This is a genomic window from Bacillus sp. FSL K6-1012, assembly GCF_037964915.1.
GTDB lineage: Bacteria > Bacillota > Bacilli > Bacillales > Bacillaceae > Bacillus > Bacillus halotolerans.
Genome location: NZ_CP150175.1, coordinates 1,048,483 through 1,062,365 on the forward strand (window position 1 = coordinate 1,048,483; position 13,883 = coordinate 1,062,365).

At 43.8% G+C, this 13,883-nt stretch carries 9 protein-coding genes and 1 pseudogene; 6 read left to right on the forward strand and 4 right to left on the reverse strand.

The window, feature by feature from the left end:
* Nucleotides 1-95: 95 nt before the first annotated feature.
* Nucleotides 96-1,740: pseudogene (locus NSS75_RS05400) on the reverse strand (mechanosensitive ion channel).
* Nucleotides 1,741-1,794: 54 nt separating this feature from the next.
* Here NSS75_RS05400 and spoVR point away from each other — a divergent pair.
* Nucleotides 1,795-3,201, forward strand: a complete 1,407-nt coding sequence (gene spoVR / locus NSS75_RS05405) for a stage V sporulation protein SpoVR (protein ID WP_024120723.1) — start codon at nt 1,795-1,797, stop codon at nt 3,199-3,201.
* Between the two features lie 30 nt (nt 3,202-3,231).
* Here spoVR and NSS75_RS05410 read toward each other — a convergent pair whose 3' ends face one another.
* On the reverse strand, nt 3,232-4,608 hold the full coding sequence (locus NSS75_RS05410) for an alkaline phosphatase (protein WP_339236362.1): 1,377 nt from the start codon (nt 4,606-4,608) through the stop codon (nt 3,232-3,234).
* Nucleotides 4,609-5,146: 538 nt separating this feature from the next.
* Here NSS75_RS05410 and NSS75_RS05415 point away from each other — a divergent pair.
* Nucleotides 5,147-6,148 carry a peptidoglycan endopeptidase gene (locus NSS75_RS05415; RefSeq protein WP_024120725.1) on the forward strand — a complete coding sequence of 334 codons (1,002 nt, stop codon included), beginning with the start codon at nt 5,147-5,149 and terminating at the stop codon, nt 6,146-6,148.
* Between the two features lie 69 nt (nt 6,149-6,217).
* On the opposite strand, the gene citR is transcribed toward NSS75_RS05415, so the two are convergent.
* Nucleotides 6,218-7,093, reverse strand: a complete 876-nt coding sequence (citR, locus tag NSS75_RS05420; RefSeq protein ID WP_024120726.1) for a transcriptional regulator CitR — start codon at nt 7,091-7,093, stop codon at nt 6,218-6,220.
* 108 nt (nt 7,094-7,201) lie between these two features.
* On the opposite strand from citR, the gene citA reads away from it, so the two are divergent.
* From citA to NSS75_RS05440, 4 genes are all read left to right on the forward strand, one after another.
* Entirely contained in the window at nt 7,202-8,302 is a 1,101-nt protein-coding gene (gene citA, locus NSS75_RS05425) for a citrate synthase CitA (protein ID WP_024120727.1), read from the forward strand.
* Nucleotides 8,303-8,374: 72 nt separating this feature from the next.
* Complete coding sequence (locus tag NSS75_RS05430; RefSeq protein WP_024120728.1) at nt 8,375-9,244, forward strand: SDR family oxidoreductase; 870 nt, start codon at nt 8,375-8,377, stop codon at nt 9,242-9,244.
* Between the two features lie 248 nt (nt 9,245-9,492).
* Nucleotides 9,493-10,890, forward strand: coding sequence for a branched-chain amino acid transporter BcaP (gene bcaP, locus NSS75_RS05435; RefSeq protein WP_101860899.1), 1,398 nt, complete (start codon nt 9,493-9,495; stop codon nt 10,888-10,890).
* A gap of 117 nt (nt 10,891-11,007) precedes the next feature.
* Nucleotides 11,008-12,363, forward strand: a complete 1,356-nt coding sequence (locus NSS75_RS05440) for a sodium-dependent transporter (protein ID WP_059352610.1) — start codon at nt 11,008-11,010, stop codon at nt 12,361-12,363.
* Between the two features lie 37 nt (nt 12,364-12,400).
* Here NSS75_RS05440 and NSS75_RS05445 read toward each other — a convergent pair whose 3' ends face one another.
* Nucleotides 12,401-13,807 (reverse strand): PLP-dependent aminotransferase family protein, encoded by a 1,407-nt coding sequence (locus NSS75_RS05445; protein ID WP_339236369.1) that lies wholly within the window; start codon nt 13,805-13,807, stop codon nt 12,401-12,403.
* Nucleotides 13,808-13,883: the final 76 nt, after the last annotated feature.

Sequence of the window (13,883 nt, forward strand, 5' to 3'; positions counted from 1 at the left end):
TTCTATATCTTATCATAATCTATTATAAAATGAAAAAAAAGGAATTTCCCTAAAAAAGCGTGCACCCTGCTGGGCACACGCATTTTTTTAATTCATTAATTCATGTCATTGGAAGGATTTTGTTTTGAACGGTTTTTCGTATCAACCTCGGTGTTTTGAATTTTGCGTTCGAATTTAGAAAGATAACGTGAAGCAAAATCCTTTCCGCCAAGACCGAATGATAAACCGAATGCAAGTGCGAATCCGCCAAGCACGATGATAAATGCGGAATTGACAATTGTGTCAGCGACTCCGAGCTGATCTAGTGCCATAAAGAAAGCCAGTGCGATGATTGTATACTTTGCAATCGCAGCTAAAGATTTGAACTCCTGACCTTTGATCATGCTGGCCAGTACCTTGCGCAGCAATTCTCCGGCGTAAAGGCCGATTCCGAGGATAAATACTGCGACAAGGACATTCGGCAGATACGCGATGATGCCTCCTGCGATCTCAACGAGTAAATGCAGCTGAACAATTTGCAGCGCCTCGGCTGTAAACAGCAGGATCACAATGATTTGCGCAATCATACCAACAACTTGGGAGAGTGACAGCTTTGCGGATGCGCCAGGTTCTACGCCCATTTTTCCTAATAAAGAATCAAAGCCTGCACGGCGGAGCAGTCCGGACACCATTGTGTTTACCCATTTTCCGGCCCATATACCGGCTAAAATCAGTACGATGGCGATAATGATATTCGGAAGCATGTTTAAGATGGTATTGAGCATAGAGACGGCTGGCTGAGAAATGCCGGCGACATCAAGACGATCAAGCGCTGAAATGACAACCGGAATTAAAATCAGCACATAAGCAATGGTCCCGATGACAGCTGAAAGGCTTGTATCCTTTAAGTAAATGGATAACCCCATACGAGCAGCGAATCTTTCTGTACCGATGCTTGCTAGGAAATTTGTGATGATGTCACGGACCAGGCGGGCGATGAGCCAGCCGATTAAAACGATCAGCGCCGCAGCGAATAATTTCGGCAGAAAAGCGAGTACGCTTTCCATCATATTTGTAAACGGGCCTGAAATTCCGCTGATATTCAGTGAAGATAAGACTCCCGGCAAGAATATGAGCAGCACGAGGTAAAAGACAATTTGTGAAGCGGCGTTAACTGCCTGGTGAATATCTTTCCCTTCAGATACCAAGTTCCATTTGCGCAGTTTTTCGCTCGTGTTCAGCTTCATCCCGATTTTTTTGACAAGAAAGCTTAACACAGAAGCTGCCGCCCAGCCTAACAGCAGAATCAATCCGGCCTTCAGCACGCTCGGAACAGCTGCTGCAATAGCAGAAAGCATGCTGACAAAAGGCGAAGCCACTGTTGTCAGGTGCAAAATGTTAAAGAATAAAATAAAGACGATAATCAAAGCGATAAAATAAACGACCTTGCTTACGATTTTTTCCGATGAATAGCGTGACGGCTTTTTCTCAGCAAAGATCTTGTCGTCGATTTTTGTTTTTCTGAGCCCTTTGTACACCGCTTTTTCAATGATTTTGGCGATAGCCCATCCGATTAATAAGACAAGCAAAGCAATGATGAGGTTTGGCAATTTACTGAGATAAGAAGAAAACATGTCTGCTGCGTTCAATTGGTATCGCTCCTTTTTTTCGTAATATGGTCTGTTTTTACCCACTGACACATTTGGCAAACAGGCCAATGTGCAGGGCAAGTTTTTTTCAGGCGGAAATGTGACTTATCATCTTTTATCAGGCGGGCTCATACATTATAGATAAGTCCAAGTAGGGGGGATTCGGTTGAACGCGGAGGAGAAAAAGGGATTACAGCGGGCAATTGAGGAAATTACCGAAGTTGCAAAAGGATTCGGCCTTGATTTCTATCCGATGAGATATGAAATCTGCCCGGCTGAAATTATTTATACATTCGGCGCGTACGGGATGCCGACAAGATTCAGCCACTGGAGCTTCGGGAAACAGTTTCACAAAATGAAACTGCATTATGACCTTGGATTAAGCAAAATTTATGAGCTTGTCATTAACTCAGACCCATGCTACGCCTTTTTGCTGGACAGCAATTCACTGATTCAAAATAAATTGATTGTCGCCCATGTACTCGCCCACTGTGACTTTTTCAAAAACAACTGCCGCTTCCAAAACACGAAGCGTGACATGGTGGAAAGCATGGCGGCAACGGCGGAGCGGATTAAGTATTATGAACGGATTCACGGAATAAAGGAAGTGGAGGCCTTTTTAGACGCGATCCTTTCAATCCAGGAGCATATCGATCCTTCTTTGGTGCGTCCGAAGCTCCAGTGGAGTGTGGATGATGAGGAAGAAGAGTTTGAGGAAATGGCTACGCCGTACGATGATCTATGGAATTTAGATGGAAAGAAACCGAGAAAACAACTGAAAAAATCAAAAAAACCTTTCCCGCCGCGGCCCGAGAAAGATATTCTGCTTTTTATTGAAGAGCATTCAAGGGAACTTGAGCCGTGGCAGCGTGATATTTTGACGATGATGAGAGAAGAAATGCTTTATTTTTGGCCTCAGCTGGAAACGAAAATTATGAATGAAGGATGGGCCTCATACTGGCATCAAAGAATTATCCGGGAGCTTGATTTAACCTCTGATGAAGCGATAGAGTTCGCCAAGCTGAATGCCGGGGTTGTCCAGCCGTCAAAAACGGGAATCAACCCTTATTATTTGGGACTGAAGATTTTTGAAGATATTGAGGAACGGTATAACAATCCGACTGAGGAAATGAAGAAAATGGGCGTCAAGCCGAACTCAGGCCGGGAGAAAATGTTTGAGGTCAGAGAGATTGAATCAGATATCTCATTCATCCGCAATTATTTAACAAAAGATTTAGTGATGCGCGAGGATCTTTACCTGTTCCAAAAGCAGGGCAGAGACTACAAAATCGTCGATAAAGAGTGGGAGGCTGTCCGCGATCAGCTTGTGAGCATGCGGGTAAACGGAGGATTTCCGTATTTGACAGTAAACGAAGGCGATTATCTGAAAAATAACGAGCTCTTAATTAAGCATTGGTATGAGGGCATAGAACTGGATTTGAAATACTTGGAGAAAGTGCTTCCTTATTTATACCAGCTGTGGGGAAGAAGCGTGCATATCGAATCTGTGCTGGAGGATAAGCAAGTGATGTTTTCGTATGACGGAAAAGGGGTTCACCGCAGGTATTTATAAGAAAAAAGGATGCAGTGTTCTGCATCCTTTTTATTTTCCTGTTTTCAAAATGTTAAATATGATTTTTGCCTGGTCGGTATTGTTGATCAGTCCGCTGAATTTCTCTTTTCCGGGGCCGTACGCGTATACCGGTACTTCTTCACCGGTATGATCGGTACTGGTCCAGCCGCTGTTAGAGCGGGTGTTGAAAATTTTGATGATGGCTTTGTAGGCGCCTTTGCTTTTGTCAGCCTGTGAAGCGGCTTCAATACTTTTCATTTCTTCACGTGTGAAATCCAGATCTGTATAGCGGGCGAGCACATCTTTGACCGGTTTGCCTTCGCTGATTTTTTTGGCCATAAACTCAGGTGTTTTTTTCGCGGCCAAAATCGGCTCCGCATGCCAATTTTTTTCGCCGTTTGCACCGATGGTAAATCCGCCTGTTGTATGATCAGCAGCTGCAATCACAAGCGTATGTTTATCTTTTTTCGCAAATTCAATAGCGGCTTTATAGGCCTGTTCAAAATCCTTAACCTCGCTCATGGCTCCGACAGTATCATTGTCGTGAGCGGCCCAGTCAATTTGGCTGCCTTCGACCATCAAGAAAAATCCTTTTTTATTTTGATTCAGCCGGTCAATTGCTGAAACAGTCATATCTTTCAGGGATGGGGTTTTGCTGTCGCGGTCGAGCGCTTTATCAAGCCCACCGTCTGCAAAAAGCCCGAGCACCTGCTGATCTTTATTTTTCTTCAGCGCTTGTTTTGTTGTCACATAGCTGTAGCCCGCTTGTTTAAATTCTTTCGTTACATTTCTGTCCTTGCGGGTAAAGTAGGATTTTCCGCCGCCAAGCAAAACGTCAATTTTTTGTTTGCCTTTTATTTTATCATCTATATAGCTGTTGGCGATTTGGTTCATATTTTTCCGCGATTCATTGTGAGCGCCGTATGCTGCGGGTGTGGCGTGGTTAATTTCAGAAGTTGCGACAAGCCCTGTTGACTTGCCTTGCTGCTTGGCTTCTTCGAGTATTGATTTTACTTTTTTTCCGTTTTTATCGACGCCAATTGCATTGTTATATGTCTTAACGCCTGTCGCCAATGCTGTTCCGGCGGCTGCTGAATCTGTAATATTATAGTCAGGGTCATCCGGGTGCGTCATCATCATGCCTGTCAGGTTCCGGTCAAATTCAGTTAACTTCGGGTTGTTCGGTGTTTCACCGTTATTTTTCATGGAACGGTAGGCGTTTATGTACGATGCTCCCATGCCGTCCCCAATCATCACAATGACATTTCTGATCTCATCTTTGTTTTGTTTTTTGGCGCTTGCTTTTTCGGTCTGCTGCAGCTCTGCACCGGCGAATATACCGGCTGTAAGCACGGAAACAGCTGCGACTGGCAGCAATTTTGATTTCATTTTTTGAAACAGACTCATTTTTTTGCAGGCCTCCTTTAATTTGTTCTGCTTATTACGATAGGGAATGTTTGTTAAGTGCGGCTGTTGATCCTGTAAACATTAAGTAAAGGATTGTGATGAATATAAATTGTCTGTGTCCGTTATCTTGCCTTTCTTTCATCAAAGCATTCATTTTTCCGGAAAAATCTTTACCTCATGGTTTATGCGTGATATGGTTGTTTAAATAAAAAAACTGCGGATACCCGCAGTTTTTATCGAAACCTATAAGTTCAACATTCTTTCGCTATGTCATAAATCCCCAAAACCTTCTTCAATTATTTCCTAAATGTTGATAAACCGCCCAAAAAACATGACAAAAGCACTCGTTTTTTGTCACCTTTGAAATGAAAATGAAATATTTAATACCCTTAAAAACTTTTTTTGAAAACGAATAATTAAGAAATTTGTCACGTGAAGTCAAGACTATTTCTGTTGGGAATCCATCCTTATAATAGAAAACAAGATGATTAATTAAAAAAAGAGATAATAATAGATATACATATTTAGGGAGGAAAACATGAAAAAGCAAATCATTACAGCTACAACAGCAGTAGTTTTAGGATCGACCTTATTTGCAGGAGCGGCATCTGCACAAAGCGTCAAGGTGAAAAAAGGCGACACGTTATGGGATCTTTCAAAAAAATACGGCACCACAATAAGTAAAATTAAATCAGAAAACAAGCTTCATTCCGATATTATTTACGCAGGACAGACTTTATCTATTAACGGTAAATCGGCAGCATCAGGTTCAAAAAGCAGTTCATCTTCTTCTACATACAAAGTAGTGAGCGGCGACAGTCTTTGGAAGATTTCGAAAAAATACGGCATGACGATCAATGAACTGAAAAAACTGAACGGCTTAAAATCAGATCTTCTGCGTATCGGACAAGTTCTGAAAGTGAAGGGCTCAAGCAGTTCAAGCAGCTCCGGCTCATCAAGCGTGTCTACGTCTGCAACTTCTACATACAAAGTAGTAAGCGGCGACAGTCTATCTAAAATCGCGAAAAAATACGGCACAACGGTTAGCAAAATAAAGAGTCTCAACGGCTTAAAATCAGATTTAATCTATGTCGGACAAGTATTGAAGGTGAAAGGAACAAGTTCAAAACCTGTCACTTCCTCTAAACCTTCATCTAGTTCAAGCAGCAAAGTATCATCTACATCACTTAACGTAAGCAAACTGGTTTCTGATGCAAAAGCGCTAACTGGAACGCCGTACAAATGGGGCGGAACAACAACTTCCGGTTTTGACTGCAGCGGATTCATTTGGTACGTATTAAACAAACAAACAAGTGTGGCAAGAACGAGCACTGCGGGATACTGGAGTTCCATGAAGAGCATTGCCAGCCCGTCTGTCGGTGATTTCGTATTCTTTACAACATATAAATCCGGCCCTTCTCACATGGGGATTTACATTGGAAACAACAGTTTCGTTCATGCAGGATCTGACGGTGTACAAATCAGCAGCCTGAACAACAGCTACTGGAAGCCTCGCTACCTCGGTGCGAAAAGATTCTAATTTTACGAAGTAACCCGTTCATAGAACGGGTTTTTTTCATTAGACGGAGCATCTTCGTTTTGGTTACATCTAAAAATGAAAATGTGATAAAAAGTCCAAAAACTTTTTTTCCTTCTTATTTTCATAAAGGGCGATCGCATAAGCACCGGCATAAGGCAGCTGCACAGAATGGTAAGGAATTCTGATCATCTGTTTTTCCTCTAATTCGCGCTTTACTGTAGATAAGGGGAGGAATGAAACGCCAAGTCCTTCTTTTATAAACCGTTTCGTTATATGGGTTTGTGTGACTTTCATTGTTCTCACAAATGGAAAAGTCACTCTGACTTGACGGAGTAAGTCGTCCCAGTAGTCAGGATGATTGTGGGTCAAAAGCAGGTATTGCTCAAGCACCTCTTTGGCATCAATTTCTTCGTCTGATGTGAAACGCTGATCAGGAGGCGCAACGAGGACGACAGGGTCCTTATATAAACAGTGGCATGTTAAAGAAGAAGACTGGACTTTTAAACAGCTCAGTCCGATATCCGCCTCGCCGGCTTTAATCAGAGACGAGATTTCTGCCGATTCAAAAATTTTCACTGCAATTTCTGTTTCGGTATTCATTGAAGTGTATCGTTTCATAACAGATGGAAGCACGGTATCGGCAATAAGCGGCGAAACCGCGAGCTGTAAGGTTTGAGAGTAGCCTTGTCTCACTCTGTGGAGCTCTGCCATGCTGTTTTCATAGTCATCAAGCAGCCTCAGTGCGAACGGCAAATAAGCCCTGCCTTCATCGGTTAACTGAATCTGCCTGCCTTTTCGCTCGAACAGCTTGCAGCTGATTTCTTTTTCTAATTGCTTGATATGAACGGTTACAGTGGGCTGAGATAAAAAAAGCGTTTCTGCTGTTTTTCTGAAGTTTTCATATTTCGCTGCGGTCACAAAGGTGTGAAGCCATTTGAAATCCATTTCCATTCTCCCTCTGATTAAGATTTTTAATTAATTCCCTTTAAAATATTCAATATTTTTTAAATATTATATTTACTATAATAACAGAAAAGGATAGGGGGAATACAAATGGTACATTACGGATTAAAGGGAATTACATGTGTGGACACATCAATCAGCCATATTGACGGCGAAAAAGGTCGGCTTATCTACAGAGGACATCATGCAAAAGACATCGCGCTGCATCACAGCTTTGAAGAAGCCGCTTACTTGATTTTGTTTGGAAAACTGCCGGCATCAGATGAATTACAGACATTTGAAAAAAAGCTGATTGCGGAGCGAAACCTGCCTGACCGCATCGGGCGTTTGATTCAGTCGCTGCCAAACAACATGGACGACATGTCGGTACTGAGAACGGTTGTTTCAGCATTAGGGGAAAATACGTACACGTTTTATCCAAAAATAGAAGAAGCGATTCGGCTGATTGCCATCACGCCGTCCATTATCGCTTACAGAAAACGCTGGGTGCGCGGCGAACAAGCCATTGAGCCATCTTCCCAGTACGGACATGTTGAAAACTATTATTATATGCTCACAGGTGAGCAGCCTTCAGAAGCAAAAAAGAAAGCGCTTGAAACATATATGATTCTGGCCATGGAGCACGGCATGAATGCATCAACTTTCTCAGCACGGGTCACTTTGTCTACAGAGAGTGATTTGGTATCGGCCATTACCGCGGCGCTTGGCACGATGAAAGGCCCGCTGCACGGAGGGGCTCCATCTGCTGTGACAAAAATGCTTGAAGACATTGGAGAAAAAGCGAATGCTGCAGCGTATTTGACAGCAAAGCTTGAAAAAGGAGAACGCCTGATGGGATTTGGGCACCGCGTGTATAAGACGAAAGATCCGCGGGCAGAAGCTTTGAGACAGAAAGCTGAAGAGGTTGCAGGCGATGACCGTGATTTGGATCTGGCGCTGCATGTAGAGGCAGAAGCGATTCGTTTGCTGGACATCTACAAACCGGGCCGCAAGCTGTACACAAACGTTGAATTTTATGCAGCTGCTGTCATGAAGGCAATTGATTTTGATGATGAATTGTTTACACCGACGTTTTCAGCAAGCCGAATGGTAGGCTGGTGCGCACACGTGCTGGAACAAGCAGAAAACAACATGATTTTCCGCCCGTCAGCTAAATATACAGGGGCTATTCCTGAAGAAGTACTTTTATAAACATATTTTGCGGTTTATTCGCTGCTGTGATGTGGTAAACGATCAGTATTATCATGTCTAGGAGTGATCAATATGAACCCAATGGACAGACAAACAGAAGGACAAGAACCGCAGCGGCAGGACCGGCAGCCGGGTATTGAGTCCGAAATGAATCCTCTTCCTTTATCAGAGGACCGTGATTATAAAGGAAGCGGAAAACTGAAAGGAAAAGTCGCGATCATTACAGGAGGCGACAGCGGAATCGGGAGAGCGGCAGCAATCGCGTACGCAAAAGAAGGGGCGGACGTCTCCATTCTTTATCTGGACGAACATTCTGACGCGGAGGAAACGCGAAAACAGATTGAACAGGAAAACGTCCGCTGCCTGCTGATTCCGGGTGACGTCGGAGATGAGAAGCATTGTGAACAGGCTGTACAGCAAACCGTAGACCATTTTGGGAAGCTGGATATTTTGGTTAATAACGCTGCTGAACAGCACCCGCAGGACAGTATTCTTGATATTTCAACAGAACAGCTTGAAAAAACCTTCCGCACGAACATTTTTTCAATGTTTCATATGACGAAGAAAGCTTTGCCTCATTTGAAAGAAGGGAGCGCAATCATTAATACGACCTCGATTACCGCTTATGAAGGGGATACCGCATTAATTGATTATTCCAGTACAAAGGGGGCAATTGTCTCCTTTACACGATCAATGAGCAAATCTCTTGCGGACAAAGGCATCAGAGTGAATGCGGTGGCGCCCGGTCCGATTTGGACACCGCTGATTCCGGCGACATTCCCGGAAGAAAAAGTGAAGCAGCATGGACTTGATACACCGATGGGCAGACCGGGACAGCCGGTTGAGCATGCGGGGGCGTACGTCTTGCTCGCATCTGACGAATCTTCCTATATGACGGGACAGACGATTCATGTAAATGGCGGCCGTTTTATTTCAACATAATGTACAAAAAACCAGCAGATTTGCTGGTTTTTTTGTGCATGAAAATATGTTATCGCAGAAATTTGTCGAATTTTTTAAAAATTTAGTTTTCATTTTCAGATTTTTATATATAATATTGAGTAGGAGAAAGGAATGATTCAACACCAGTACAAATATAGTAGAAAAAAAGAAAAACGGCCATTACCGCTCATGAATTCAGAAAATTCAAATAAAATATAAAGAAAACATCAGCTAGGAGTTGAAGGGGAATGAAAGGAAGCGTATTTAGGAAGAAAAGCATACAAGATTTAATCGCTGCAACAAATGGAGAAAAATCCTTAAAAAGAGAATTAGGGGCGTTTGACTTAACATTGCTTGGGATTGGGGCCATTATTGGTACTGGGATTTTTGTACTGACGGGGACAGGGGCGGTAACTGCCGGACCCGGACTGACCATTTCATTTGTTGTCGCAGCGCTGGCTTGTTTATTCGCTGCATTGTCTTATGCTGAATTTGCTTCAAGTGTGCCTGTCTCAGGTTCCGTGTACACATTTACTTATGCTACAATGGGAGAACTTTTGGCCTTCATTATCGGGTGGGATTTAATTTTAGAGTATATGCTGGCGGTAAGTGCCGTTTCAGTCGGGTGGTCCGGGTATTTTCAATCATTTTTGTCCGGGCTGGGCATTCATCTTCCGGTTGCCTTAACGGCTGCTCCGGGGGCTGTAAAAGGAACATTTACCATTTTTAATCTGCCTGCGTTTGTCATTGTTCTTGCGATTACGTATTTGCTTTATTTAGGCATCAGAGAATCTAAAAGAGTCAACAACATTATGGTGATTTTAAAAGTGCTGGTCGTTCTCTTATTTATTGCGGTAGCAGCTGTTTACGTGAAGCCGGATAACTGGCAGCCGTTTATGCCAATGGGCTTTGGCGGCGTTTTCAGCGCAGCGGCGCTCGTTTTCTTTGCTTTTATCGGATTTGACGCTGTATCCTCTGCTGCGGAAGAGACGAAAAACCCTGGGAAGGATCTGCCGAAAGGAATTATTTTCTCATTATTGGCTTGTACGATTTTATATGTGACTGTATCAGCCATCATGACAGGGGTTGTTCCGTTTGCCCAGTTTGCAGGCGTCGATCATCCGGTTTCTCTCGTTCTTCAAAGCGCGGGGCAAAACTGGGTGGCAGGCATTATCGATATCGGCGCGGTTTTGGGAATGACAACGGTTATGCTTGTGATGCTTTATGGACAGACACGCGTTATGTTTGCTATGTCTCGTGACGGCCTGGTTCCGGGCTCGCTTTCTAAGGTTCATCCGAAGCATAAAACACCTTATGTTGCGACTTGGTTTTTCGGCATTATGTCGGCGCTTCTCGGTTCACTTGTTCCGCTTGATGAGCTTGCCAAGCTGGTAAACATCGGAACGCTGTCAGCGTTTGTGCTGATTTCTGTGGCGGTTATCGTATTGAGAAAGAAACAGCCTGATCTCCCGAGAGCTTTTAAATGCCCAGGGGTTCCGGTTATCCCGGGCTTAGCAATTCTTTTCTGCCTGTTCTTAATTTTTAATCTTGGATGGGTGACGATTGTCCGCTTCCTTGTGTGGCTGTTAATTGGCATGGCGATCTATTTCTTATATTCAAGAAAGCATTCAAAATTAAATCAATAACTCTCAAAGAAGAGAGCGGCTTACACTGGCCGCTCTCTTTTCTATTCTCATCAAATGAATGTATAGAAATAAGCATGAAAATAAGAGATAATATAGGCTGGAAAGGAAGTGACATCATTGTCTGAGCAAAAACCAGTCCAATGGGCTTCAAAAATCGGTTTCGTCATGGCTGCCGCTGGATCAGCCATCGGCTTAGGCGCGATTTGGAAGTTCCCTTATGTAGCGGGGACGAATGGAGGAGGCGCCTTTTTCCTTATTTTTGTGCTATTTACCATTCTCTTGGGCTATCCGCTTTTAGTGGGAGAATTTATCTTTGGGAGACGGAACCAAACGAATGCCATTGATGCATATAAAAAAGAAGCGCCGCGAACAGCTTGGTTTCTCACAGGATGGGTCGGCGTAGCGGCTTGTTTCTTAGTTTTATCGTTTTACAGTGTTATCGGAGGATGGATTTTACTATATATAGTGAAAACAGCATCAGGTTCACTGTCAGGACTCACCCAGGAACAGTACGGTGCACTTTTTGGTTCTGTTATTCAAAATCCCGTGCAGACGCTCGCGGCTCAGCTTATCTTTATGGTGCTGACTGTGCTGGTTGTCGCCAGAGGGGTTCAAAAAGGGATTGAACGGGTAAGCGCGGTGATGATGCCGATTTTGTTTATATTGTTTGTCCTGCTTGTTCTTCGGTCGCTCACGCTGGATCATGCGATTGAAGGCGTGAAATTTTTGCTTGTGCCTCATTTCGGCGATTTGACGCCGGAGTCTGTTTTATTTGCGCTGGGACAGGCTTTCTTTACGTTAACACTGGGGGTTTCGGTCATGGTGACTTACAGCTCCTATCTGCCGAAAACGCAAAATATCCCGCGGTCTGCAGCCTCCATTGTCGTCATGAATATCATTGTGACACTTTTGGCAGGCCTGGCTATTTTTCCTGCGGTTTTCTCCTTCGGATTAGAGCCGAATGAAGGTCCGACTTTGCTGTTTACAGTGCTTCCGGCCGTTTTTGAACAGCTTCCGTTCGGCATCCTGTTTTTCATCGGCTTTCTTGTCGCATTTTTATTTGCCGCACTGACCTCTGCCTTTTCAATGGTGGAAATGATTGTAGCCATTATCGGCAAAGGCGATGAAACGAAGAGGAAAAAACTGTCATGGACAAGCGGGTTTTTAATCTTCTTAGTCGGTATCCCATCTTGCTTATCTTATGGCATGCTGAGCGATGTGCGCATATTTGATAAGACGTTTTTTGACGTTGTCGATTTTACTGTCAGCAATGTTCTGCTGCCATTAGGCGCCCTGTTAATTTCTATTTTTATTCCGCTGAAAATATCGAAACAGGAGCTGTGGGCAGAAATGAGACAAGGATCGCATCCCGGAAAAGCATTCTTTTATATATGGTTTTATTTGCTCCGTTTCGTTGTGCCGCTGGCTATTATTATTGTGTTCTTAAATTTAATCGGGATTATATCCTTTTAGAAAAACAGGCTCTGTTGGGGGCCTGTTTTTTTGTTTTTTATGATTTCATCAGCGGCTCCCATGCGGTTTTCAGCTTTTTGATACCGAGCCGGATGTCCTCTTCAGAAAGCCCTCCATAACCGATTAAGACAGAAACAAACGGCGGCTGGCTTTTGTACGATGGAGATACCGGATAGACATTCACTCTGTTTTTGGCAGCGGCTTTTATTGCATCAACCTCACTGGCTGAAAACATGAGCCGGAGCAGGATGTGAAGCCCCGAGTTTTTTCCGAGAACCTCCACACTGTCTCCCAGTTCAGTTCGTATCGCTTCCAGCAGAACAGCGTGTTTTTTTCGATACAAGGATCTCATCCTGTTCAAATGCTTTTGCCATTCGCCGTTTTCAATGAAATCTGCCAATGCCAATTGATTATGAGAAGAGACGGTCTGTTTCATCAAAAGCGCATTTTTTCTTACGGGTTCAATAAGTGCAGCAGGAAGAATCATATAGCTGATCCGCAAGGAAGGGAGCAATGATTTTGAAAAAGTGCCGAGATAAATGACCCTGCCATTCGGGTCAAGGCCTTGCAGAGATGGAATGGGCTGCCCGCTGTAGCGAAATTCTCCATCATAATCATCCTCAATAATAAATGAGTTTGCCTCTTTTGCCCAAGACAACAGCTCCTGTCTTCGGGCGATCGTCATTATGCTCCCGAGAGGGAATTGATGCGAGGGAGTCGTATAGACAAGATGCGGGCTCTCGTGTGTAAGGCTAGCCGGCAGGACTCCTTCTTCATCAGTGCAAATGGGAATCACGTTCATGTGATTGGCCTCAAACATTCGTCTTGAACGGTGAAATCCCGGTTCTTCAAAACCGATTTTTGTTCCCGGCTGATGCGTAAGGCAAAGAATTTGCAGAAGGACAGTAGTGCCTGCTCCGATAATAATCTGGCTGGGGTCACAATTGACACCCCGTGACAGTCTGACAAATCGGGCTATCATTTCTCTGAGTGCAGGTTCTCCTTGAGGATCGCCTGAGGTGTGAAATTGTTCAGAATACAGATCGAGACTTTTCACTATGCTTTTTCGCCAAGCGTTAAAGGGAAAGTGGACCGGATCGACATTTCCTTGATGAAAGTTAATAACAGGTTCTATTTCTTTATGAGTGACCGATTGAGGAGGCGGTTGATATGATACTGGAGCAGCCGGAAACTCAGGTTCAATTTCTGCCGCAAACCAGCCGATTTTAGGCTTGCTTTTGACATATCCTTCAGTGGTTAATTGCTCGTAGGCGCGTTCTACCGTTGCCGTGCTGACACCGAGCAAGCCGGAGAGCCTGCGTTTTGACGGAAGCCTCATTCCCTTGGTGATTCTGGCATGTGTCATTTCTTGTTTGAAATAGGTGTAAAGCTGTTCATACAGCGGTGTTTTGCTTGTTTTGTCCAGAAACGGCGTGATATCCATTTTATCTCTCCTTTGCATCTGGCGTGGTCATTTTTTCAGGTTTTGGCTATTTGGTGAATGCCATAAATCGGATATT